The 22,696-nt window shown below is 45.6% G+C and carries 28 protein-coding genes and 1 pseudogene; 27 read left to right on the top strand and 2 right to left on the bottom strand.

The features are described 5' to 3' along the window. Positions 1-90: 90 nt before the first annotated feature. The 26 genes and pseudogenes from KDM92_RS04325 (at position 91) to KDM92_RS04200 (ending at position 19,277) form a co-directional block, all read left to right on the top strand. Positions 91-2,010: a M20/M25/M40 family metallo-hydrolase gene (locus KDM92_RS04325; RefSeq protein WP_212683166.1), complete on the top strand. Its 1,920-nt coding sequence runs from the start codon at positions 91-93 to the stop codon at positions 2,008-2,010. 239 nt (positions 2,011-2,249) lie between these two features. Next, complete coding sequence (locus KDM92_RS04320; RefSeq protein WP_212683165.1) at positions 2,250-2,660, top strand: hypothetical protein; 411 nt, start codon at positions 2,250-2,252, stop codon at positions 2,658-2,660. Between the two features lie 192 nt (positions 2,661-2,852). Beyond that, positions 2,853-3,218, top strand: a complete 366-nt coding sequence (locus KDM92_RS04315; protein ID WP_212683164.1) for a YbaN family protein — start codon at positions 2,853-2,855, stop codon at positions 3,216-3,218. Between the two features lie 187 nt (positions 3,219-3,405). Continuing rightward, positions 3,406-4,938, top strand: a complete 1,533-nt coding sequence (locus KDM92_RS04310) for a serine hydrolase domain-containing protein (RefSeq protein WP_212683163.1) — start codon at positions 3,406-3,408, stop codon at positions 4,936-4,938. Positions 4,939-5,217: 279 nt separating this feature from the next. Further along, the gene (locus KDM92_RS04305) at positions 5,218-5,619 is read left to right on the top strand and encodes a hypothetical protein (RefSeq protein ID WP_212683162.1); all 402 of its coding nucleotides are present in this window, start codon (positions 5,218-5,220) and stop codon (positions 5,617-5,619) included. 50 nt (positions 5,620-5,669) lie between these two features. Beyond that, positions 5,670-6,131: a hypothetical protein gene (locus KDM92_RS04300; RefSeq protein WP_212683161.1), complete on the top strand. Its 462-nt coding sequence runs from the start codon at positions 5,670-5,672 to the stop codon at positions 6,129-6,131. A gap of 193 nt (positions 6,132-6,324) precedes the next feature. Further along, on the top strand, positions 6,325-6,732 hold the full coding sequence (locus tag KDM92_RS04295; protein ID WP_212683160.1) for a DMP19 family protein: 408 nt from the start codon (positions 6,325-6,327) through the stop codon (positions 6,730-6,732). Between the two features lie 94 nt (positions 6,733-6,826). Next, entirely contained in the window at positions 6,827-7,660 is an 834-nt protein-coding gene (locus KDM92_RS04290; protein WP_212683159.1) for a PhzF family phenazine biosynthesis protein, read from the top strand. Between the two features lie 188 nt (positions 7,661-7,848). Then, the gene (locus tag KDM92_RS04285; protein ID WP_212683158.1) at positions 7,849-9,117 is read left to right on the top strand and encodes a sterol desaturase family protein; all 1,269 of its coding nucleotides are present in this window, start codon (positions 7,849-7,851) and stop codon (positions 9,115-9,117) included. Positions 9,118-9,149: 32 nt separating this feature from the next. Beyond that, a complete protein-coding gene (locus KDM92_RS04280; protein ID WP_212683157.1) occupies positions 9,150-9,734 on the top strand; it encodes an HD domain-containing protein in 585 nt (194 codons plus the stop codon). A 14-nt stretch (positions 9,735-9,748) separates the two neighbouring features. Next, on the top strand, positions 9,749-10,072 hold the full coding sequence (locus KDM92_RS04275; protein WP_212683156.1) for a hypothetical protein: 324 nt from the start codon (positions 9,749-9,751) through the stop codon (positions 10,070-10,072). Next, the gene (locus tag KDM92_RS04270; protein WP_212683155.1) at positions 10,072-10,524 is read left to right on the top strand and encodes a hypothetical protein; all 453 of its coding nucleotides are present in this window, start codon (positions 10,072-10,074) and stop codon (positions 10,522-10,524) included. The genes KDM92_RS04275 and KDM92_RS04270 overlap by 1 nt, the downstream gene beginning before the upstream one ends. Positions 10,525-10,546: 22 nt before the next feature. Then, positions 10,547-11,008, top strand: coding sequence for a hypothetical protein (locus tag KDM92_RS04265; protein ID WP_212683154.1), 462 nt, complete (start codon positions 10,547-10,549; stop codon positions 11,006-11,008). Positions 11,009-11,092: 84 nt separating this feature from the next. Next, positions 11,093-11,467, top strand: a complete 375-nt coding sequence (locus tag KDM92_RS04260) for a VOC family protein (protein ID WP_212683153.1) — start codon at positions 11,093-11,095, stop codon at positions 11,465-11,467. Between the two features lie 308 nt (positions 11,468-11,775). Further along, positions 11,776-12,084: a hypothetical protein gene (locus tag KDM92_RS04255; RefSeq protein WP_212683152.1), complete on the top strand. Its 309-nt coding sequence runs from the start codon at positions 11,776-11,778 to the stop codon at positions 12,082-12,084. Between the two features lie 64 nt (positions 12,085-12,148). Beyond that, positions 12,149-12,412: a hypothetical protein gene (locus KDM92_RS04250; RefSeq protein WP_212683151.1), complete on the top strand. Its 264-nt coding sequence runs from the start codon at positions 12,149-12,151 to the stop codon at positions 12,410-12,412. A 106-nt stretch (positions 12,413-12,518) separates the two neighbouring features. Then, positions 12,519-13,238: an AbiU2 domain-containing protein gene (locus tag KDM92_RS04245; RefSeq protein ID WP_212683150.1), complete on the top strand. Its 720-nt coding sequence runs from the start codon at positions 12,519-12,521 to the stop codon at positions 13,236-13,238. Between the two features lie 112 nt (positions 13,239-13,350). Beyond that, positions 13,351-13,773 carry a hypothetical protein gene (locus KDM92_RS04240; RefSeq protein WP_212683149.1) on the top strand — a complete coding sequence of 141 codons (423 nt, stop codon included), beginning with the start codon at positions 13,351-13,353 and terminating at the stop codon, positions 13,771-13,773. A gap of 97 nt (positions 13,774-13,870) precedes the next feature. Continuing rightward, entirely contained in the window at positions 13,871-14,263 is a 393-nt protein-coding gene (locus KDM92_RS04235; protein ID WP_212683148.1) for a hypothetical protein, read from the top strand. A 570-nt stretch (positions 14,264-14,833) separates the two neighbouring features. Then, positions 14,834-15,532, top strand: a complete 699-nt coding sequence (locus KDM92_RS04230) for a hypothetical protein (RefSeq protein WP_212683147.1) — start codon at positions 14,834-14,836, stop codon at positions 15,530-15,532. A gap of 116 nt (positions 15,533-15,648) precedes the next feature. Next, the gene (locus KDM92_RS04225; protein ID WP_212683146.1) at positions 15,649-16,098 is read left to right on the top strand and encodes an SRPBCC family protein; all 450 of its coding nucleotides are present in this window, start codon (positions 15,649-15,651) and stop codon (positions 16,096-16,098) included. Between the two features lie 242 nt (positions 16,099-16,340). Then, positions 16,341-16,592 carry a hypothetical protein gene (locus KDM92_RS04220; protein ID WP_212683145.1) on the top strand — a complete coding sequence of 84 codons (252 nt, stop codon included), beginning with the start codon at positions 16,341-16,343 and terminating at the stop codon, positions 16,590-16,592. Continuing rightward, on the top strand, positions 16,593-16,889 hold the full coding sequence (locus KDM92_RS04215) for a 2OG-Fe(II) oxygenase (RefSeq protein WP_212683413.1): 297 nt from the start codon (positions 16,593-16,595) through the stop codon (positions 16,887-16,889). It abuts the gene before it with no gap. Positions 16,890-17,122: 233 nt separating this feature from the next. Next, positions 17,123-17,751 (top strand): annotated as a pseudogene (locus KDM92_RS04210) (pyridoxamine 5'-phosphate oxidase family protein). A gap of 90 nt (positions 17,752-17,841) precedes the next feature. Further along, entirely contained in the window at positions 17,842-18,450 is a 609-nt protein-coding gene (locus tag KDM92_RS04205) for a M15 family metallopeptidase (protein WP_212683144.1), read from the top strand. Between the two features lie 377 nt (positions 18,451-18,827). Next, the gene (locus KDM92_RS04200) at positions 18,828-19,277 is read left to right on the top strand and encodes a hypothetical protein (protein WP_212683143.1); all 450 of its coding nucleotides are present in this window, start codon (positions 18,828-18,830) and stop codon (positions 19,275-19,277) included. Positions 19,278-19,921: 644 nt separating this feature from the next. On the opposite strand, the gene KDM92_RS04195 is transcribed toward KDM92_RS04200, so the two are convergent. Further along, positions 19,922-21,052: a patatin-like phospholipase family protein gene (locus KDM92_RS04195; RefSeq protein WP_438947458.1), complete on the bottom strand. Its 1,131-nt coding sequence runs from the start codon at positions 21,050-21,052 to the stop codon at positions 19,922-19,924. Positions 21,053-21,207: 155 nt separating this feature from the next. On the opposite strand from KDM92_RS04195, the gene KDM92_RS04190 reads away from it, so the two are divergent. After that, a complete protein-coding gene (locus KDM92_RS04190) occupies positions 21,208-21,927 on the top strand; it encodes a DNA alkylation repair protein (protein WP_212683142.1) in 720 nt (239 codons plus the stop codon). A 9-nt stretch (positions 21,928-21,936) separates the two neighbouring features. On the opposite strand, the gene KDM92_RS04185 is transcribed toward KDM92_RS04190, so the two are convergent. After that, complete coding sequence (locus KDM92_RS04185; RefSeq protein WP_212683141.1) at positions 21,937-22,695, bottom strand: DUF6445 family protein; 759 nt, start codon at positions 22,693-22,695, stop codon at positions 21,937-21,939. Position 22,696: the final 1 nt, after the last annotated feature.

Genomic DNA, 22,696 nt, shown 5'->3' with positions numbered 1-22,696 from the left:
GGCGTATGAAAATAATAAGATGAGATACTTCAGCATCTTGTCTCGGTTCCTCTTTTTCATACCCTCCACAACAACAATAAAGGCAAGAACATGCAAGAACGATTCAACAAAAATATGAAACCAGGGCGAGTTAGCGTGCTCGCATTTTGTATCTTGATTGGACTTAGTCCGATTAGTTCCGCACAAGATGCGACATCGAAAAAGATTGTCGAAATCGGTACGCAAGATCCCCAAGTAATGACATGGTTAGATATTCTGACTAATCGTTTTGGTGGACGCATGACGGGTAGTGACAACTACAGTCATGCCGCACGTTGGACCAAAAATCAAATGCAGCAATGGGGAATTGAAGCGGAATTAGAAGAAGCTGGGCAACAAAGTGTCGGCTTTAACCGTGGTCCCTGGTTTGGCAAAATCCTTACCCCAATTGAAAAGCCTTTGCGTTTTGGAACACCAAGTTATACCGCTGGAACCAAAGGCGTGCAGCGTGGGCCTGCGGTCTTAGGTCCGGCGACTGTGGCAGAAGCGCAAGCGCGCATGGCAGAATTTAAAGGTGCTTGGGTCTTGATTGCTGGCGAAAGTCGCGGCATGGGACGTGATGGTCGAAAGGAATATAAACCTGACGCGATCACCTTAAAACTGATCGAAGCCGGTGCGCTTGGTACTTTGCAAGCAGGTAAAGAACCTCTGTCTTTGCTTGATGCTAAACCAACTACTTGGGAAACATTACCAAGCTTGCCCGACATTAAGCTCAACGCAACGCAATACAATGAAATCCAAGAGCAAATAAAAAAGGGTGAAAAGCCAGAACTAGAATTTGATATTCGTAATTGGTTTTTCCCCGGCCCAGTAGCTTTTCATAATGTTGTCGCCCGAATTAAGGGCACAGAGAAACCCGATGAATACGTTGTCATCGGCGCACATTTAGATAGTTTTGATAGCGCAACTGGCGCTGTTGATGATGGCTCTGGTATGTCGCCGACCATTGAAGCAATGCGCTTACTGGCAAAAGCGGGTGCGAAACCGAAACGTAGTATTGTGATGTTAGCCTCGGCGGGTGAGGAGCTAGGGATTTTAGGTGCAGCCGCCTTTACCGAGAAGCACGCAAAAAGTATGGATAAGATGGTGATGATGCTCAATCGCGATGGTGCACCAGGCGCGATATCAGGCATTACTGTGCCTAGTGCTTGGAAGGCGCCATTTGAACGTGTCGCCAAAAGTTTGCAAGGACAATCTGGTGAATTTGGTTTTGAACTAAAAACCAGTGATTACCCACGCATACGTGCGGAAGCCTTGTCTGGAACTGATGCTTCGGCATTTTCTATGAAAGGTGTGCCGACGCCATCGGCTTCGAACAAAACAGATTTTGTCTATGGTCGCACTTGGCATACTTTATTAGATACCTATAACGAGGTCGTGCCATACGCCAAAGCGCAGCAACACTCGGCAATCGCTATTGCATTGATGGCCTATGAAGTAGCAAATGCGCCAGAGACCTTGAGTCGTGATGGTTATTACTTGCCGTCTGGTCTGTATGTCGAGCTAGTCACAAATCAAGGTAATGTTTTAGTCGAGTTGCAAGCAGAACTAGCTCCCGCCAATGTAGGGCGTTTGGTTGCTCAGCTTGAAACAAACTTTAAACCGCCTGCATTTAATCCTGGTGCCGCTCGTCTAAGCACGCCACCTGCGCCGATTGGGCAGGCAAACATCATTAATGGCAAATGGGAGTTTCGTTTGCATGGTAAATGGCCAGAAACAGCATTGAATGAGATAACTAAAAAGGCTGCTAACTCACAGGGTCATGTGGTCGCAATCAATGCGCAAGGTCATTTATTGATAGCCACGGCAGATAGTCCATTTACGAATGAATTTAATGTAATCGGTAGATTCACTGCCGGACAAGAGACTTTGAACAAAATAGATAGCAATACTGAGCTCAGACAAATTCGTGTAATACGCGTTGGTGCAGAAGCAAAAGCTTTTCTAGGAGAAGGGCAACAAAAGAAATAAGTTATTTTGCGTAGCAAGGTTTTGAGAAGAATCCGCCTTAGCAATATGGCGGATTTTTTTATGCAGTTGCTCTGCCATTCGCGCCAAATTCCCAGTCCCTAAGGCATAAAAATAGCCGATCGGTCGCATCTTTCTCGATTCCCTCTTATCAAGCAAGGATGATGCGGTCTCACGTTGTTGGTCATTGAAAGATCAGCAGCGAAGTTCGGATAGATTTCTATTTTTTGAGGGATATTTTTATGCGTTATTTGGCATTTGTTGATGGCATTAATCAGGGTGTGTTGCGCCTTCTTATTCGCTTTTCCTTGGTCTTCACGAGTTTGATTATCGCGGGTTGCGGTAGCAGTGGTCATGTCGATGATCGTGGCAACGAAGTCGTGATTGATGGACACAAGCTTGACAGTATCATTAATAAATCTGGACGTTATAACGTCTATCTCACTGGCACTAGCAATAACATTGTCATCGCCGAGAAAAATCAAGTTGGTCGCATACGTGTGACAGGCGTTAACAATGATCTCTCCATACGCAATAGCGCAACGGTCGAGCAAATTGATTTAGAAGGCGAGGGGAATACGTTGTATGTACCGAAAGGTTTCGTGTCACGCATTTCGAGGAGTGGGGTAGGCAATAAAATTATTGAGCGATAACACGCTGAAGGCTTGCCATGAACGTTCGGATGTTGTTGCGCCTTGCGCTATTATTCGTTTTCTTGCGTAGTTCTCTTGCTCCTACTGCTGGCGAAATGGATAGCGTTAGGATCTAGACTAAACTGATTTGATTGATTTCAGTGATCAGCAATTTTGCCTAAGATCTCGCGCATAAAAAATAGGGAAGCGACCTTGCGATACTTGCGCTTATTAATCGTATTTTTGGCTTGCCTCTGCCTAATGTTGGCAATCATCGGTATCTTTGTTCCGGGATTGCCAACCGTGCCATTTCTGTTATTGGCTGCTTGGTTGTCCGCAAAAAGCTCACCGCGCTTGCATCAATGGCTGCATAGCCACGCGGTGTTTGGCAAAATGTTGCGCGATTGGGAGACCAATAAAAGCGTTTCCCGAAAAAGCAAAATCATTGCGGTATTGATGCTCATAGTGAGTTACGCATTGATGTTATTGCGCGTGAATAATCTCTGGGTTCTGGGCGCTGTCGCATTACTTTTCTTGGCCGTTGCGGTGTTTTTACTTAGTCGACCAGAACCGAGTTAAATTTCGTCTCTTTTGCAGTCTATTCATCGAAAAATGCAGTTCGTCGGTTTTGCGCTGACGCCACTACACACAGCGATTACGATTCAATTTCTTTGATATCCGGCATGACATTAGTTAAACAGATGTAGTTATGCCGAACGTCGCATGAAAATCTATTTTTTTCATGTTCATACGAGAGGAAAAAGAAATGAATCATCTACAAAAAATGTTGTTTGTAATGGCAGCTAGTAGCATTACACCGAGTTCGGTACTTGCGGCAACACCTATTGAGTCCACAAACTCAGCATTAGCGCCCAAGTCTAGCGAAACAGAAAGTCTAGAACGCTCTCTCAATCCCAAGCTGATCAAACAATTCTCACCTGGATTAGCAGTAGCGGTGGTTTCGAATGGCAAAGTGATTTTTTCTAAGGGATTTGGTACAACCCAGATTGGTGGTAGTGTTACGGTCACACCAGACACGCCATTTTATATCGCTTCCAGTACCAAAGCTTTTACCGCCCATATCAGTTCTGATCTGGCACGTACCCATCCGCATTTAATGACAACGCCGGTACAAAAATTGATGCCGACTTTGCGTTTTCATCCTAGCGTGAGTGCAGAACAAGTGACGCTCGAGCGCTTACTGAATCACACGCATGGCATTAGTGGTGATGGTCCGGTGACTTATCGCACCGCCTTTACCGGCGAGTTTCAATCGAGCTCGGAGTTATTAGCACTCTTGTCGCATCATCCCGCCTCCGCTGCTGGAAATAACTTTGAGTATTCCAATCTAGGTCCGGTGCTTGCTGGTTATATTCTCGAACATCTCACCGGAAAAGCTTGGCAAGATTTGGTCGATGCATCGATCTTTCGCCCTTTGAATATGCGTAATAGCGCAAATCGTTTGACGCAACTAGATCCGCAAAAAATCGCGCAAGGACATGAATTCTTTGGCGATGCGTTTATGGTGAGTAAGGCGAAAAAAGTTGATAAAAACATGCACGCCGCTGGCGGCACTTATAGCAGTGCAAATGATTTAGCTGCGTGGTTGGGCGTCCATCTGCAACAAGGCCAATGGCAGGGAAAAGCGATTTTCCCGCCAGAACTGGTGGCAGATGCTTGGAAACAAACCGCCACGCAAAATCGTACCGTCGCAGGTATGAAACGTGTGGGTTGGTCACTCGGTTGGGATATCGCCGAATATAAAGGACAAAAAGTCTATTTGCGCCCAGGTGGTTTCACTGGTTATAGCGCGCACATGTCGATGATGCCGGAGCGTGGCTTTGGCGTCGTGGTTTTGAGCAATGGTGGGACACTCTCCAGCATGATGAATCAACATATTGTTGATGTGATCTACGCTAGTTTACTGAATGAACCTGAGCATGAGACAAAGCGACTAGAAGCGGAGACTAAGCTTCAAAGCAACTATGCAAAGATGCTGCAAGCACAGCTCGCCGAAAGGCAAAAACGCGCAGCGCGACAATTGCCATTACCTCTGCCTATGAGCACTTACGCAGGAATTTTTGAGAACGAGTTGGGAAGCTTGCAGTGCCAGATTAAAGACAATCAACTGATACTCAAGATGGGGATTGCCGAAGCAGATACCGAAGTTTATAAAGCAGACGAGCACGCATTTAGAACCGAGTTGTTAGGACGTGGCCAGATTCTGACTTACGTGATGAAAGACGGTAAGGTGGTCGGTTTGAATTTAGGTGAGAAGTTTTTTGCCAAGAAAAACTGAAATTTCTCTTTGCGCTTGTGGCAGCTTCCTGCCGCGGGCGCAATGCGTGGTACTACCGTGCCAAGCTTTCAAGCGCTTACTAACAATTAATCGATAGCATGCATAGATTATTTTCGTTTTGAAGTATATATTTACGCATTAAAATCGCGATGTGGTTTGGCTTATGTCAAAATTGAGCCGTCAATTAAGGACTCAATTTGGCATTCAAGCAATCGAACCAACATCGGTATTTAGCCTACTGTCGTGTAATTGTTACTTAACCGTTTGAGACTGCAAGGTATGAGCTCTGCCGAGAATTTTAAGCGCATTTTGTCTGGGGTTGCCCAGATGTTAGTCGACCTTGGATTCAAACGAAAAGGAGCGTGGTTCACGCAATGTCCAACGGGTTCGAGGTTTTATCTATGTATAAACCTAAGGAAGATACCGCAGGTTGGCACGAAGCGAACGGTATTTCAAATCGTTTCTTATGCGGGTGTCAAACCTGCCGAACAAGCATTTGCCATCAGTAGTTTAGATCAAGCTCTAAGCCTATCCAACTTTCAGCATCGTCTTATTGAGAATCAAATGGAGAAATTCTGGACGGTGTGGCCTTCCTCGAATACTGAGGAAATGATTCAGCAGGTCAACACACAGATTCGTTTGCACAGTATTCCCGCACTTGAAAACTATATTTTGCAATGACCAAACTAAAGCGTTTCAACTAGATCAGCTAAATGAAAAGGAGAATCAAAGTGATGAAGCATATCTTGGTTTTTACCGCACTAATAAATTGCGCTGCTTATGCTGCGGCACAGACACCGTCCGCTGCACAATGCCCATTTGAGCCTGAGTATTTGTCTAAGCATTTCGGGCATCCTTTTAAAGCGGGCGTGCCAGAGCGCGGAATATTGGGAAAGGCTTGTGTGTATAGTTCAGATGGGCCAAAAATCTGGATCGATGCAGGTGCTAATCCAGCCCCATCAGTTGAGATGTACCGAAAAATGAGTAATCCACCAGGTACGACATTTACCGCAGTAAATAATGACCCTGATAAAGCGGTACATATCAATGCCAAAGCTGATGCTCCCTCATTTGCCTCGATCAGTTATGTGCGCAAGGGCATCTTAGTAAATATTACCGTCACTGGTGTAGATGATAAATCGGCGATCGCAGCTTGGAATAGCAAACTGGTGCAATTGAAACGCATTCCATGAAACTAGGATTAGCGTTTACTTGGTGTCGCAGCGTGACTTACTATTTGATGACCCTACCGACAATCAGTGTCATGTTCACGGCATCTACTTGTAGGAGGCTCTGGTGAGCAATGTGTAGGACACAGCAAGCTACTGGGATTTGCTCGAGCCTATTTGGGACCAGATCGATATTTACACCAATCCCGAAACTTTTTTGACACAATTTACCCAATTGCCGCAAGCTGTTGGCGATTTATATGCTGCACATTGGCTAGTATCCGAAGTAGTGAATGGCGCGTTTCCACAGTTTTTCTCTAACTCAACTGGCGTATTGGCACCAGAAGCGCTTATTGCTTTACGAAGAATTGGTTTAACAGATGCTGCCGATATCACCGCAGCTTGTATGACATTTTTTGGTGACTCATATCCACGTGAGCGTGCGGTCCGATCCAAAATGATAGATTGGGTTTGGGCAGAAACGCTGTCTGAAGACGATGAACATAATCTCGACATCTTGCTCGACTTATTTAGTCAATTCTTGGATGCGATTGGTAAGGATCAGCGTGCGTTTCATCTTGCTGCGGATGAATATGCAAACCGTTATCGTGCTAGCTTGAAATAATTTGGCAGCTTCAATTTGTTATGAGAAACTCGATCTTTTAGTCGAATGTGCAAATCGATTATCATCACTCGCATGTTCAAGATCAGGAGTAAGGATGCAAGTTCAAAAAATCGCTGCTTTTTCTGACGGTGAAACTGGGGGAAATCCTGCAGGTGTATGTATCACCGAACAATTTCCAAGCGATAGCGAGATGCAGAAAATCGCGGCTGCGGTTGGATTTTCTGAAACCGTATTTGCAGTGCCAATCGGTACAGATTGGCGTGTTCGCTACTTTTCTCCAGAATCTGAAGTGCCATTCTGTGGTCATGCGACGATTGCGCTCGGGGCGGCACTGGCATTGCAACAAGGTAATGGCGTATTTTCTCTACAGTTGAATCAGGCAGTGATTACGGTCGAGGGCAAATCAGAAGCGGGGCGAATTTCTGCCGCACTACAATCGCCACCAACGCGTAGCATGGTCGCTTCGCCGCAATTAGTTGCTGAAGCATTTGCGATGTTTGGCTATCACGAAACGGATCTCGATCCACGGATTCCACCAGCGCGCATTCATGGTGGCGCAGATCATTTGGTATTGGCGTTGAAGTCGCGATCGGCATTGAGTGCGATGCATTACGATTTGTCGGCTGGTCGTGTTTGGATGAATCGCGAAGCATTGGTGACGATTTTATTTGTGTTTGCAGAGAGCAATCAGTTGTTCCACACGCGCAATGCGTTTGCTTCTGGTGGGGTGTTAGAAGATCCAGCAACTGGTGCTGCTAGCGCAGCATTTGCCGGTTATTTGCGTGATTTAGATTGGCCTCATGCTGGTCACATCGATCTTGTGCAAGGTGAGGATATGGGCATGCGTTCTCGTATTGCCGCTGACTTTAGTGCTGAATTTGGTAGTTCAATTCGTGTTTCTGGTCGAGCTAGACTGATCGTTAATTGAATAAGCGTCTCTATAAAATTTTGTCCGCGCTAAATAATTGTTGCGACCAAGGTTTTTTCGTAAATCTTGATAATGTGCAAATTGCAAAAAATGTCTTACCATAGCCGTCTGCGCATACTGGTGTCATTCGCCGCCAACTGATCGCGCATTTTTTCTACTATGCATCTCGTATTTTCAATTCCGCTTCTATGACAGATAAATTGAATCAAGATAAGTTACCCACGCCCGTCGCCGCCATTGCAAGCGCTGCGAAAGACACCGCAAAATTGATGGCTGCCGATGGTGAACTCAAAAAAGGCTATGGCATTGTTAGTGGCGTATGGGCATTAGGATTAGCGATTTTGTGCCTGCTCGGTGTGTTGGCATTTCATTTTCCACAGTATTTGACGACGCCAGAGTTACGGCGTCAGTATTCCCCTGATTTGATTCGTCATTTGATGTTCGCCGCCTTGGTGTTGTCTGGATCGATTAGCTTGGTGAATTTGATTTTGAACCGTGCTCGCAGCATTAATGCTGTCGCGGGTTTGCTGGTATTAATTAGTGTCTTACTAGGCGGATCACACGTGCCAGTTGACGATTTTCCAGATCACACGCCGTATATCGGCTTGGATTGGTTTATCTTGGATTTGTTAGGTTCGACTTTGATTTTTGTCGGCTTAGAAAAGCTTTTCCCTTTATATCGTGGTCAACCGATTTTTAGAAAAGAATGGCAAACCGATTTGGTGCATTTTGCGGTCAATCATTTCATTATTGGCCTAGCCTTATTGACGGTCAACTTCTTGATACACAAGATTTTTGGTTGGATTGCGATTCCAGCGCTGCAAGAATTAGTACAGGCTATTCCTTTTGTACTGCAACTGATTCTGTGTATTTTTGTTGCTGATCTGGCGCAGTATTGGACGCATCGCGCTTATCACGAAGTCCCGTTTTTGTGGCGATTCCATGCGGTGCATCACAGCACTAAGACGATGGATTGGTTAGCGGGTTCACGTATGCATATTTTGGAATTGATCGTCACGCGCGTTTTGGTTTTAGGTAGTTTATACGTTTTCGGTTTTGAAAAAACCGTGATGGATGTCTACATCATCGTCGTTGGATTCCAAGCAGTATTTAATCATGCCAATGTGCATCTTCCTTGGGGACCGCTCAAATATGTGATCGTGACGCCAGATTTTCATCATTGGCATCATTCGTCAGACGAGATCGCTATCGATAAGAACTATGCGGCGCATTTCTCGTTTATTGATTATTTGTTTGGAAGCGCGATTAAAGGACAAACTGGCTTCCCCAAAAACTATGGTGTATTTGGTGATTACATGCCAGATGGATTTACTGCACAACAGCGTTTTCCTTTTCATGTTGATCCATATCGCGCAGGCACCGCGGCACGTCTACGTTCACAACGTCGCAAACGCGATGCTGGTAAAGCGGGTGTGCGTGCTACCGACCAAGAATAAAACTATTACTATGTGAAAGCCAGATGATTGTCATGCAAACCAATCCCATGCTGCAGCAACTCAATTTTTTGCGTGAGATTGATCGCCTAAAATCGGTGATACGGCAATCACCTTTATTAGATCAAAGCCGCAAAGAAAATAGCGCTGAACACTCTTGGCATTTGGCAATGTACGCCTTACTGCTACATGATCACGCACATAGTCCCGTCAATTTAATGCGGGTCATCAAGATGCTGTTGATTCACGACATTGTTGAAGTGGATGTCGGTGATACGCCAATTCATAGTGGTGCTTCGCAACAAGATCAAGCGCTACAAGAGCAACAAGCCGCTAAACGTTTGTTTGGCTTATTGCCAGCAGCGCAAGCCGCCGAGCTACATGATTTATGGTGCGAATTCGAAGCTGCCAGCACCGACGATGCCAAGTTTGCGAAAGCGCTAGATCGCGTGCAACCTTTGCTAATCAATGTCGCCACCAATGGCGGTACTTGGGCTGAAAACAATGTCAGTTTAGAGATGGTGCTACAACGCTATGGCCCGACAATTGAACGCGGATCACCTGCTTTGTGGGCGTATTGTGAACAAGCTGCACGCGCGCATTTCGCAGCTAAGGCGTGAAGGAGTTAGGAAGCATGGATAAATTTCAGGCAGAACAAGCGGCAGACGCTTTAATTTCCTCAGCATCGCAAGAGCGAGAATATCAACGTAGTCAGAGAAGTGTAGCTGCATTCGCACAGCATGAAAAACGCAAGATTGCTTGGGCTGGATTGGCTGGCTTTGCGATCGGAGCAATCACTGCACATTATCTACAAGCACCAATCGTGCGTGGTGGCTTTTGGGGAACGATGTTGCTTAGTTTGCCAACTACTGTTTGGGTGCTGATACGCATTCAAAAGCACCACAAAGACAGTGCAGAAACTGCTGCTTCCGCTACACAAAAGACTGATTTCGAATAATGAAGCAATTGATTTTTACCAAAGGCTCGGGCAAACACGATCAGATGGACGTGGTGTTGGACGGCGTTTCGGTAGAAACGATTGCTTGTCCAAGACAAGGCATCATTCCGCATGACATGGTGCATTACGGTGTCGAAAGCATCTTGCACAAACGCGGTTTTGTGAATCGTATCTTGCATGGCGAAGCCGCCTCGTTTCAAATGGACGCCGACGCCGAGAGTGACGGCGTAGAGCGCTTGGTAGAAGTGTTTCAGGCAGACGGCTGGTCTGGCTGGACTAACCAAGCAGCGGATATGCTGGCGCTATATCAAGTGACTTGCCATGCACGGCAATGTGCGCCTTTAGCATTAGATGAAAATGATATTGAAGCCGTCCGCAACAAGCTTTTAGAACTCAGCGCACAATGGCAAGCGGTGTCGATTGGCGGTAGTTTGAAACTAGACTTTGTGTAATTCTAATTCACGAGGATGAGCAATGCACGATCGTCAAACTAATCAAAAACGCACTAGCTCACTTGTACTACTATTGTGCCCGCTGCCTTTTTTGCTGGGCTGCGTGATGATGGCAACCGCCTTTTGGCAAAATGATGCCGACTACGTTTTCGGAAGATTAAAGACGGTTGATGCCATCTTAATCGATGTAGGGCCAGCACATCCATCATCAGGTAGACCACGCTTCTTCCCCACTTTTCGTCTATTAGATGGACAGATTTTAAAGTTAGAAAATGCGCTGGTCGCAGATGAAATTCCACCCGCTAATCAAGCTGTGCAATTGCGTTGTAGCCTACGCAAATCACATCACTGCAAGACGCCAGCAAGCCCAGATATCGATCCCATTTTCTATGCGATTGCGGCTTTGTGGATGGTTTTAACGTTGGTGATTACAGTCGCGATGTGGCGAACTTTGTATTGCCGCTTGCTTGCACGTACAAGCTGAACAGTCAAAGCAAGCGCACTAAACGAGCAAACCAAATAAAACAAATCAAGCAAAACAAATCGAGCAAAACCAGAGGAGAGAGCGATGGAACACAAAGTATCTGACATCGGCCAAATCGCCATCACAGTCAGCGATGTTTCACAGGCCTTAGTGTTTTACCGTGACGTGCTTGGTCTGGAATTTTTATTCAGCCCCGCACCAACCTTAGCATTTCTGCGCGCAGGCTCGGTGCGAATTATGCTCAGCACACCACAAGGCGCAGGCGCTGTCGGCGCGAATTCCGTTTTGTATTTTAAAGTGAACCAGATAGAAAACGTCTTCAACGAAATCGTCCAGCGCGGCGCTCAAGTAGAACGCTCGCCACAACTAGCAGCACAAATGCCCGATCACGCGCTATGGATAGGATTTGTACGCGACCTAGATGGCAACTTAGTTGGATTGATGGAAGAGAAGCGGTGAGCATTGTTGTGTCACGCATTACCCGTCAATTCGCTGTTAGGTAGCAAAAAAATCGAACAGAAGCCGTGCTTTTTTGTTTATGTTGATAAAGCATGCCACTGTCTGCTGAAATGTGTCGTTTGCGTATTCCACTTTCTTAAAAATCGTCTGCACTTTTTGTCGGTTTGTTTAAACCGAGTTTTTACAGAGCATAAGCAAATTCATCTAAGGTTGATGCGGGTTTTCAGAGGGTAGAAACAAATTGCCAGATTTTTGATAGTCGGTTATCTTTTCAACTTGTCAAATTAAATCGCGTTATACAAACTGATATGGCAGATAAATTAGAGTTTAAAAAAAGCGATATCGTTAACGTGCTCAAACACATTGAAGAGTTGGTGGTATCACTTGACCGAATTACCGCGGCGTATCACGATGTGCCGCGTGAACAATGGAATGAGATTGTTGTCGAATATTTTCTTGAGTCAGAGGGTTTAATGGCGCTGTCAAACTGCCGAACAATATTGTCTGCGCCTTTTTCAACAGAGTTGGGCGACGATGACATGGACGAACTTGAACGCGCGTTAGTGGGAGTCAAGTACTGGTCATATCGAGAGTTCTGTAAACGACACAATGTATAACTCAACAATCGACTCGGACGCAATGCGCCAGTCATTTCGGCGTTATGTGTCAGACGAGCACTAGATGAAACTGAATACAGAGCATATTCCTGAGTCTTTACGAGTCCTTATCCCATTGGCTGAACGATGGGGAATTTCCGATGACAGTAAGCGTATTAAACTTATTGAACGAGCTAACGTTGCAGATCGTGTTGAACTTAAAACGATCATAGGAAAATACGATGATGAATTAGATAAATGGCTTGCCGATGCTGAAGCTTCTGGATCGGAATTTTCAAATGAATATATCGCTTTTAGCGCTATGAGAATGGCGGCTGACTATCTATGAAACACATAACATGTCAATTGATCGGAGTGGCCACGATGCGGCTATGTTTCTTATTAATTTCTGGGCGGCCATCCGCTCTTTTCGACGATAGTCAACATAAATACATATGAGCATCGAACTGCAGAAGCTAAAAGCCCACAGCGAGCATCTTTTGGATGGATTTCTCGGTTTGAGAGAACGATACGCGATGCTTGAGCCAATGCTTTTTAATATGTCAGTCATTGAAAAGAAGGGTAAGGGAGTTATGGGGCGAGGTTTCATAGCGATAAAAAACAACCTCTTCCTTTTTTGCTGCCAAGATATCGCAAAGCTTTCCTTGGATAAATACGACACATCACCAAGCATAAAACGTATCGTTGAAAAACTTCAAGAGGATCGCCTTCTAGCTACTTTAGAGGAAGAATTTTCGGTTTGGTACGTCGAACCGCCATCCGAGGAAAAAGATCCAATGGTTCTGGATTTGCTAAAGCGAATGGATGAAAAGGCGCAACTTGAGAGGAGAAGAGCTTTCAACGAGCTTGTTTTAAGGCTCAACGAAAATTGGCGAAAACTTGAAAACAAGCCTGCGCTTGATTCATTTAAGAAAATAAGGAACAAAGCATCTGCACATTTGGATGTAAACCTCGTAAATGGAATTTTTCAACCATTGGATATTGGTTCGCTTGGCGTCAAATGGAAAGACATCGGTGAAACAATAGCTGAAATGCAAGAAATAATCGAGCAGATCGGCTTGATCGTTCGCAACGCATCCTTTTCTTGGGACAGCTTAGACAGGAACCTTGAGAAAGCATCGAAGGGATTTTGGGAGTCTGAGGATGTCGTCTAACTGGCGGTTCAACTCGGACGCCAACACTGCTCATGCCTTCGGCATTTTAATGGACAGTGTTGGTGCCCTCCGCGCTTCTGCGCCGATTAACCTGGGAGTTAAAGAATAGTAAATGAGAAATCCAAATCTAGGCAAGATTATTTTTGTGACCTTACTTATTCCTTCGTTAAGCAGTTACGCATGCAGTTGTAGGTCTGATCTAAAAGCGAATGTGAATAGTGCTGAAAGAATTTTTCTAGCGAAAGCAATTTCTGCAAGAGTACATAACGAAGCAAATGAAGATTTATCTTACGTTGAAGTCGAGTTCGGAGTAATTCGAAAGTTAAAAGGTGAGGTTCCTAAAAGTGTCACTGTGAAGACTAGGCCACCAGGCGGAGATTGTGGAGTTTCAATTACTGTCGCAGAAAAATATGTGATTTTCCTTCGCAAAGGGGAGGAGCAAATTGGTATGTGCGGTGGTTCCCACCAAGTATATGGTTTTTTCCCTGATGAGCCAGAGGAAATTATAAAAATCGTTAAGCAGCAATCGAAATGAAGTTTTCTAACAGGATGATCGAACGTATTAGCCGTGATGCGGATCAACATTTATTAATTATGTGTGCGGCAAACAGCTCACCGTTACTTTACAGATCATGAAAAATTTGATGCTAGGTCTTATGCTGGGCGTGTTTGGAGTAGTTCTCATATTGTATTCAAAGCGCAGCATGAAACGCAGTAAAGATTTGGTAAAAGGCTTTGAATCGAAGAGTTCTGATACCTTAACTATCAATGTTGTAGCCTTAAATTCGAAAAGCTTCGAGAATGCTTTCAATACCATGTCGAGCGCTAACGAGGTTCGTGAATGGATTAATCTGAATCATAGTAAATATGGTTTTTTTAATGAATGGCCAAGAGGTGGCGGCCAAGGAGAAATGATTCGCGGGATGCAGACGTGTATATTTGCAAAGGAACTTGAGCAGGATGTAAAAAAGATCGAAGAATCTTGGTACTTGGGGAAAATGCCTTGGCTTATACTGACTCAATGATTCTAAAGATAGAAAGAAAAAACGCTCTAACATGGCGGAAGTCAGAGAATCGCTAATGAAGGTTTTTCTCTTAATTATTTTTGCGGCGACCCCGACACCTTAACGTGACATTTTATGGACTCCAACCATCGCTTCTCACCCCGCCTATTCGCTGTAATTCTTCTGCTAGTGACTGTTGCCGTATTCATTGCCCTGAAAGGGCCGTTAGCTTGGACTGTTGAAAATGGATCCCGTATTCGGCGAGCTCAAGGAGTGCAGTCCATCCCCTTGTACTTTATTCCCTACTATCTAATCCAGTTGATTTCTGGACTAACTTTTGACGAGCTGTGTAGACGTTGGCTAGCCTTCGGATGGGGCACCAAGATGGTCTGTTTTTTTGCACTCACCGCTTCAGTTGTAGTGGTGGTTTATTGTGGTCAGCATGTTGGTCTTAATCAACTATGGGTGGGGTTGGAAGCGGCAAGGTGAGATTTAATATGCGATTCGAAAAAGATTGCTTTTCTCGAGTTACTAATCGGCGCACGCGCCTTTTGACGTTTCGTAAGACCGCCTTTTGAGGACATTGCACCCATGAATCGAGAAGATTATGAAGCAGCATTAGACGCATTAGACGGGCGACTAACAATTGAAAGAGGTGGAATCCTACGATCAGCGTTCGCCACGCCTTATATTATTAGGCTATCAGAATGTGCTACGCCTAGACAAATCATGGCTCACGCGATTGAGTTGTTCTTTACTCTGCTTGATGACCCTACAGTACCACCGAGTTATTTAGTTCGTCGGTTCGTTCATCTTGCCAAGGATTTTCACCATCTTGATTATGACTTTAGATCATTTTGTCGAAGGATGGATGTTACGCAAATTAATCGACAAGTCCAGCCAGAATACATCAACATTGCGAAAGGCTCAAATCTGTCATCTTTCTTAAAGTTAGGAGGAGTAACTATAGAACGAGAAGCTGGTAATGCTTGGATTTTCGTAAAATTGACCCAGCCACTTTATGGGTATCAGAGTAATACTCTTCATACGTTCATTGAAAGCGCTGATATAGTCTATACAAAGAACTACTTACTTTTTTCAATTTCACCGGCGACAAAGTGGATTTCCTCTTACGAAGGTGAGATTGATCCATCAGTAAAAGATCTGTTTCATATTTCACGTTTTCTAGTTCGTTTCGATACTTTTAATGAAGAGGTTGAGCGTATTCTGAATGCATTACACTTTCTATTTCGAGGTCTTAACCTGACTGTGAATTTACGTCAGAACTGAAGAGACTCTCGCTTCATTTTTTGATCCATGGAACACCGAAAAAATTGTGCACTTTCTTTACCATTGCGCTCAGCTGTTGGTATCTTTGAACTCGTTGAATCAGGCAAGCTTAGAATATGGCAAAAGTTGAATTTGAAATTGAAATAGAAGCGCCAGTCGAGTTCGTTTATCAAGTTTCACAAGACTATTCTGTACGCTACGATTGGGATCCTTTTCCTGAAAGGATCGCGCTATTACACGGTGCAAGCGCTATAGAAAAAGGTGTGCAAGTTTTGGTATTGGCAAGGAATGGTCTAAAAATGGTGGTGGAATTTATTCCAGTTTCTCCCCCCAGTATTGCTGCCATCAAGATGGTATCTCGCCCATTCTTTATTCAGAATTTTTCAGGAAGTTGGATTTTTAAAGCCAATTCACGAGGGAGCACCAACGCAAAATTTGTGTACGTGATCAAAGCTAAAAAGTGGGCTTTGCCTTGGATTACCAATTATTTTGCGACGCTGTATTTTTCAAAAATCATTAAGGCACGACTGTTTGGCTTGAAGCGTTACTGCCAAGAGCATCGGTAAAAGTATTCAACTACCAGGCTCTTTAACTGCAATCTGCAAATCATCCAAATAATCGCAGTGATACTTTTTCTATGTCAGACGCCAAAATGCTGTCTTTGGATTTACAAGCATCGCTTGGTCAAGTTTTCCGTAGGGCAGTCGAAAATATTTTCGAGTATGAAATAAATTGTGAATTTAATTATCACAAGTTAATATGCCAAGCTGTCAATTTTCATTGAATTAACACGTTTAGGAGAAGTACCATGAAAATCGAAAACTTAGGTGCTGGTGTTTTTACAATCGACAATTTCTTGTCAAAACAAGAGTGCGAGCGCTACATCAACATTAGTGAAGACAAGATCTATGACCTGGCGACAATCAACGCGATTGCAGGTCCAGAAATAAACAAAGAAATTCGTCATAACGATCGTGTGATCTTTGATGACGTCGAATTGGCTAACATGTTATTTCAACGTGCCAGAGCATGTTTGCCGGCTTCCTTGCACGGCTGGTGACTGACTGGCTTTAACGAACGCTTTCGTTTCTATCGCTATCGTGAAGAACATTATTTCAAATGGCATAAAGACGGCACTTTCATTCGTAGCGATACGGAAGAAAGCATGCTCACGTTTCTCATTTATCTTAGTGACGATTTTGAACAAGGTCAGACCGAATTTCCTTGGGAAAAAATACAACCGAAAGCTGGCATGGCCTTAGTCTTTCCTCACAGGCTAAGTCATCGAGCAAATAATGTGCTCAATGGCACCAAGTATGTTTTACGTACAGATGTGATGTACAGCGAAATTGAGTAACAGTATGTAGACGTTTTTAGGTACACAAAAATTATTTGTTAGCAGTTACGGTATCAATGACGTTGAATTACAGCGCTTTTTGTTGAGCTGTATAAATCAAATTATTGTTGGGTCTAAGTAATTTCAATCAAGCCTGGCAAGGGTTTTCAGCGGTTATAACAAATTGCCAAATTTTTGATCGTCGCTTATCTTTGCAACCTATTAAATGCTTTTAGACTCTTTCAATTCATCCCATGACTCACATCGCAGAGCAATACATCGTGAACACAGCGGAACAATTGGCCACGCTTTTCGGCGAGGTTGGTGAGGCCTCGTTGAAAAAGAGGTTTCGTTCTTGCATCCGCACGATCGGGCACTCATTGAAGCATCTCCGTTCGCCGTGTTGGCAACGAGTGATCCTGATGGGCTAGATACTTCACCCCGTGGTGATCCTCCCGGTTTCGTGATCGTTCAAGATGAACACACGTTGCTAATTCCCGAACGTAGAGGCAACAACCGCGTCGATAGCTTGCGAAACATACTCACTGATCCACGGGTCGTTTTGCTGTTCCTCATTCCCGGCGTAGGCGAAACATTGCGCGTTAACGGTCGCGCTAGAATTACTACAGACCCTGATCTACTACAACGCTTTTCAATGGAAGGCAATTTACCCAAGTGTGTGCTCGTCGTCGAAGTCGATGCTGTCTTCTTTCAGTGCGCGAGGGCAATTCAACGTTCAAAATTGTGGCAACCTATTGCACCAAACGCTAAGGCTCGTGTCCAAAGCGCTGGCACGATGTTGGCTGCCCTTACAAATGAACAAATCGATGGGGAAAAATACGACCGTGAATTACCCTCAAGACAACGAGCTACGCTCTACTAAGCTTATTGGTACCGTGGGTAAAAAAAAGCGTCTAAGGCTATAGTCGTTGTGGTTTCACATTCAACTAATACTTATTTCAAGGAGAGAAGAATGCAAATTACTGAGATGATTGAAGCAGTTCAAAAGAAACTGAAAATCGAAGTCGATGGTAAGGCGGGAACCGAGACTTGGGGTGCGATTTATGCAGCGATTGTTAAGCCATCGATTAACGGGATAGATCCTAGCTTTGCCATCTCCAAAGCCGATGATCGGAGCGAACGGAACATCGCCACCTTACTCCCCGAAGTTCAACCCCTAGCGCGCGCATTGGTTCAAAAAGCAGCGGCAAATGGAATCACAATAAAAATAATTAGCGGGCTTCGAACCTACGCTGAACAAGATGCTCTTTATGCTCAAGGCCGAACTTCCCTAGGAAACAAGGTCACAAAAGCGCGCGGCGGCTATTCAAACCACAATTTTGGGATTGCGTTTGACGTTGGCGTTTTTTCTGGCAACAGCTATCTGCCAGAATCACCTAAGTACAAGGCTGTCGGTGTACTCGGAATGGATTTAGGCTTGGAGTGGGGGGGAAACTGGACATCAATTGTTGATCAGCCACATTTTCAACTTCGTCCAAGCTGGGCTGCGAACTTGAGTGAACGAGATATGTTGGCCGAATTGCGAAACCGCACGGCTACTAATTCGCCAATTTTCACGTAGTGTGACCCCTAAGCTTTTGTCGCAATTGCTTCATTTTTGTGGCAGCCAGAATCTAACAATGGGGGAGGGAACTTTCCTTTCCCTTATTTTGAGATCGATACAAGAATTGGCATTGTATGCGAGTCAGATGGCGGTTCGGTTGGTTTGATGGAGAGCGGAGCTGCCTGCTGAAATGTATTTTTCGCGTACGCAACCTTCTCAAAAATCATCTGCACTTTTTGTCGGTTTGTTTAAACCAATTCTTTACAGAACATAAGCAAATTAAGCTAAGCCTGATGCGGGCTTCAAGAGGATAGAAACAATTTGCCAAAGATTAGGTGGTCGGTTATCTTTGCAACTTGTCAAATTAAATCACGTTAGCCCTCATGGCACGCCCAATGTCACCTGAACGCGAGAAGGAGTTCGAAGAGCTCCTGGCGTTCTTAGATTTCTACTTCGAGAACCTCAAGAGGCCGACGCTTCCTGTCTCGATCTGCAACTTGCCGACGCTGAGAGCGGAAGCTGAACGCATTGCTCGGGAGCACGGCCGATCCAAGGCATTGGTCGGCACCCGCCAAGCCGTGAATGATGTCGCCGAAGAACTGAGTGACCTCGCGCCGGAGAGCGTAGAACTGCTCGATCAAGCGCTCCGGGGCGCGGGGTTGCTCACGCTATCTGAGGTCCGGCGCCGCTACTCCGCCTTGTACCGGCGGATTCTCAAGCGAGGCCATATCAAGACAGATACGGAGTACTACCTCGTGAATGGGGTGGTCGTGGATCAAACCTCGGCGCTCGAGCCGGAGGAGAGGGACAGACTGCAGGCGATGATCTCGGCATATGAGGGCTAACTTGTCAGTCGACTCGGACACGCTGCGGCACGGCGCCGCGCCGTTGAACATCCTGCACCTCGTGACACCTTGCCGCAACGTGCCGGTCACCTTTACGTTAGCTGCCACGGACGATGCGCACGTATCCTTTATATGACACCCAAGGAAGGCTTATTGGCTTTGAGATAAGTTCTGTACTATTGCGAAGGCTTGCTCGCCGTGTTTCCGCGTCGGTTCCAGGCGCCCGCATCGTTAGCACCAACCTTCGCGAAGATCGGTTCTGTGAATTCGAGATCGCTAGTACTCGATTCGCCATTGAAGAGCCGTTTGGAGATAACAGTCGCTACTGGGTCGGCCCGATAGATGAGTTGGCGGTTGAGGTAGTCGAGCGCGTACACGCTCACTTTGCAAACAACCGCACCGGCACTTGGGCAGTACGCCTTCGAGTTTTGCTTTGCTGCGGACTCATCGCGCTACCTCTCTATCAACCCGCCCGCCGATTCATTGAGCAAGACCGCTGCTTTGACAATGGCGGCCGTTGGAATCAATCTACTTTTAAGTGTGAGGGCGTAAAGAATGGCGGCTAACATGACAATCGATCGGACTGGCCGAGATGTGGCTCAGTGTTTTATAAATTTGTGGGCCGCCATCCGCTCACCGTTGCGTTAACGACTCTCCCCACCAACCGGCATCCGCAAATCATCCAAATAATCACGCGCAATATTCACACTGCACGACACGCCTAGATGCTGTCTTTGGGATTGCAACCATTGCTGCGCGCAGGTTTTTCCAAGATCACGTAATTGGTAAATTAAATGCGTATCCGTTTGAGATTTACTGGCAGCGGAATAGGCTTCGAGTTCTTCGCCGCCGTCAATGCGATGCATGAGGACGTCTTTGTAGCGCGTCGGGTCTAGCTTGCCATCGGCAAGAAGGCGTTTAACGAAATCAATCGCGCGCATTTCTGCGATGAGGGCGGCGTTGAAGGTCATTTCGTTGAGTCTGTCCAAAATATCGCTCGACGTTTTTGGCAAACTATCTCGTTGGATAGGATTGATTTGTACCAGCACCACGTCGCGGCTTTTGCATTCGTAAATGAGAGGATGGATGGCAGGATTGCCGGAGTAGCCGCCATCCCAATAATGTTCACCTTCAATCTCGACCGCTTGAAATACCGTGGGCAGACAGGCCGACGCCATCAGTGCGTCGGCAGTCAAACGTTTGCCGCTAAAAATCTCGGCTTTGCCATTGCTGACCTTGGTGGCTACCACAAACACTTTCATCAATTTGCAGTTTGCTACACGCTCAAAATCGATGTGGTTTTGTAGAAATGCCTTTAAGGGATTGATGTCTAAGGGATTGCTTTGATACGGCGAGACCGCGTTGCTCCACATACTGCCAATCGATTCAGAGATGAGTTGTGCAGGCGAGGGTGCGCCGACCAGCGCTGCCATGCCGCCGAATATCATATCGAACGGTACGCGTTGCGCTTGCACCAGACTATTTGATATAGCGCCCATCTGAATCACGCCATCCCAAAAATCTTTGAGTGACTGCCGTGCTGCTTCGCGCTTTGCTAGATCGGATTTCTTATCAGCAAGCGCAAAGCCATGCGCCATCGCGACCGCATTCATCGCACCAGCGCTGGTGCCGCTGATGCCTTCAAATTGAATCTGTCCGTCGTCTAATAAGCTATCTAATACGCCCCAAGTAAATGCACCGTGTGAACCGCCACCTTGTAGCGCGAGGTTAACGATTGGTCGTTGATTGGCTTTGGCATTCACACTCACAGATATCCTCTTGAATCTTTTGTTGAATTGGCGCGTTGGTCGAAAACAACGCGAGTAGAGTATAGCCCTTGTTGAAATTGAGGTGTACTAGCTTGTTGCCAGACCGGCTTCTGATAAGCTAGGCGCAAATCTTGAATCAAACGGCTTCGAAAGGTAGAAAAATGAACACAAGTGATGCAGTTGAACAGGTGGTCGCACAGCTCAAATCCTTGGGGCTCGATTCTTATCGCAACACGATGCTAAAACACGGCGCGCAAGAGCCCATTTTTGGTGTCAAGATCGAAGAAATGAAGAAGCTGATGAAGCCATACAAAGGCGATCTAGCATTTGCTTACGCCTTGTTTGACACGGGTATTTATGATGCGCAGTACATGGCGGGTTTGCTGGCCGACGGCAGCAAAATGACAGAAGTGCAATTACAGCATTGGGTAGAAGTGGCGAACTCGCATGGCATACGTGAATACAGTGTGGCCTGGGTGACGGCTGAGAGTTCGTTCGCCATGCCTTTGGCGCTGGCGTGGATTGATTCAAGTAACGCAGAAATCGCAGCGGCTGGTTGGTCTACTTTGAGTAGTTATCTTTCGGTGATCGATCATGCAAAAGTGGATTTGAAGGTATTTAGCAAATTACTTAGGCGCGTACAAACACAGATTCATCAAGCACCGAATCGTGTGCGTTATTGCATGAATGGGTTTGTCATTGCATTGGGTTCCTACGTCCCCGATTTGACAGAAGCAGCGATTGTGGCAGGGCAAGAGATGGGACAAATCAGCGTCGATATGGGTGGTACATCCTGTAAGGTTCCTTTTGCGCCAGATTACATCGGCAAAGTCGTCGAACGTGGCAACCTAGGAAAAAAGCGCAAAACAAGTAAGTGCTAAACTTTTACATCAAGCATTTTTCTTTATTTTGATAAAACCGTTTAGTGCTAAGCGCGCACTACGTGGATCATCGTTCAATAATTCAGCTTGTGTGATTTGCGCCGCGTGAAAGATGGTTCCTTCATAGAATATCGCGCGATTCCATTTTGCTTCAATCGTGTGCATGAGTTCGAAATAAGCGTTGCTGGCATGTAGATAGGCGGGTTTTGTCTCCAGTACTTGGTCGCAAACGTCGTTACTTGCGTGCTGCAAGTGATGAAGTAATTGTCGAATCTCATCATCATGACGTCGTGGGCGATAAAAACTGGTACCGCCTAATGCGGGACGATCAAACAAGTAAACAACCGCGGCAGCGATGCCAACACCAGGCGGAAAACTCTCAGCATCACGATGACAAAGCCTCTGCAAGGGAAGCAATTGTGCGGGCTGCAAAGTCGTCATCGACATTCGACAGGCGACACCAAGCTCACGCCTCGCTTGAAAGTGCGGACGCAAATGCAGCATGAAGTATTGTCCTAATGCGATGGCAAATTGTCGGCCTAAATTAACTTCCAAACCTGGGAAAAAGTTGTCTTGGTCATAGCGAAAAGCGTTCCGCTGCTGGCAAGCATGTTCTAACAAGGCTTTTGGATTGTTTAAGAAATCATCAATTACGACACAATGGTGACCATCAAACAGCGGAATTCGCTGTATCTTCGCCGCTGGATTAAATAGGTGAGCGGGATGATCGATAACGTATTCGCTAGACTTGATTGAAACGGAGTTCATA

This window comes from Affinundibacterium baiyunense (assembly GCF_018139645.1).
GTDB classification, from domain to species: Bacteria; Pseudomonadota; Gammaproteobacteria; order Burkholderiales; family Burkholderiaceae_D; genus Undibacterium; species Undibacterium baiyunense.
Note: the sequence above shows the minus strand (reverse complement) of the source record. Positions and strands in the feature narration are given on the sequence as shown.

Bases quoted from the DNA above. Each gene is read 5' to 3' on its own strand.
- KDM92_RS04325 (WP_212683166.1), top strand. From the start codon at position 91: ATGCAAGAACGATTCAACAAAAATATGAAACCAGGGCGAGTTAGCGTG.
- KDM92_RS04320 (WP_212683165.1), top strand. From the start codon at position 2,250: ATGCGTTATTTGGCATTTGTTGATGGCATTAATCAGGGTGTGTTGCGC.
- KDM92_RS04310 (WP_212683163.1), top strand. From the start codon at position 3,406: ATGAATCATCTACAAAAAATGTTGTTTGTAATGGCAGCTAGTAGCATT.
- KDM92_RS04305 (WP_212683162.1), top strand. From the start codon at position 5,218: ATGAGCTCTGCCGAGAATTTTAAGCGCATTTTGTCTGGGGTTGCCCAG.
- KDM92_RS04290 (WP_212683159.1), top strand. From the start codon at position 6,827: ATGCAAGTTCAAAAAATCGCTGCTTTTTCTGACGGTGAAACTGGGGGA.
- KDM92_RS04285 (WP_212683158.1), top strand. From the start codon at position 7,849: ATGACAGATAAATTGAATCAAGATAAGTTACCCACGCCCGTCGCCGCC.
- KDM92_RS04280 (WP_212683157.1), top strand. From the start codon at position 9,150: ATGCAAACCAATCCCATGCTGCAGCAACTCAATTTTTTGCGTGAGATT.
- KDM92_RS04275 (WP_212683156.1), top strand. From the start codon at position 9,749: ATGGATAAATTTCAGGCAGAACAAGCGGCAGACGCTTTAATTTCCTCA.
- KDM92_RS04270 (WP_212683155.1), top strand. From the start codon at position 10,072: ATGAAGCAATTGATTTTTACCAAAGGCTCGGGCAAACACGATCAGATG.
- KDM92_RS04265 (WP_212683154.1), top strand. From the start codon at position 10,547: ATGCACGATCGTCAAACTAATCAAAAACGCACTAGCTCACTTGTACTA.
- KDM92_RS04260 (WP_212683153.1), top strand. From the start codon at position 11,093: ATGGAACACAAAGTATCTGACATCGGCCAAATCGCCATCACAGTCAGC.
- KDM92_RS04255 (WP_212683152.1), top strand. From the start codon at position 11,776: ATGGCAGATAAATTAGAGTTTAAAAAAAGCGATATCGTTAACGTGCTC.
- KDM92_RS04250 (WP_212683151.1), top strand. From the start codon at position 12,149: ATGAAACTGAATACAGAGCATATTCCTGAGTCTTTACGAGTCCTTATC.
- KDM92_RS04245 (WP_212683150.1), top strand. From the start codon at position 12,519: ATGAGCATCGAACTGCAGAAGCTAAAAGCCCACAGCGAGCATCTTTTG.
- KDM92_RS04240 (WP_212683149.1), top strand. From the start codon at position 13,351: ATGAGAAATCCAAATCTAGGCAAGATTATTTTTGTGACCTTACTTATT.
- KDM92_RS04235 (WP_212683148.1), top strand. From the start codon at position 13,871: ATGAAAAATTTGATGCTAGGTCTTATGCTGGGCGTGTTTGGAGTAGTT.
- KDM92_RS04230 (WP_212683147.1), top strand. From the start codon at position 14,834: ATGAATCGAGAAGATTATGAAGCAGCATTAGACGCATTAGACGGGCGA.
- KDM92_RS04225 (WP_212683146.1), top strand. From the start codon at position 15,649: ATGGCAAAAGTTGAATTTGAAATTGAAATAGAAGCGCCAGTCGAGTTC.
- KDM92_RS04220 (WP_212683145.1), top strand. From the start codon at position 16,341: ATGAAAATCGAAAACTTAGGTGCTGGTGTTTTTACAATCGACAATTTC.
- KDM92_RS04205 (WP_212683144.1), top strand. From the start codon at position 17,842: ATGCAAATTACTGAGATGATTGAAGCAGTTCAAAAGAAACTGAAAATC.
- KDM92_RS04200 (WP_212683143.1), top strand. From the start codon at position 18,828: ATGTCACCTGAACGCGAGAAGGAGTTCGAAGAGCTCCTGGCGTTCTTA.
- KDM92_RS04190 (WP_212683142.1), top strand. From the start codon at position 21,208: ATGAACACAAGTGATGCAGTTGAACAGGTGGTCGCACAGCTCAAATCC.
- KDM92_RS04185 (WP_212683141.1), bottom strand. From the start codon at position 22,695: ATGAACTCCGTTTCAATCAAGTCTAGCGAATACGTTATCGATCATCCC.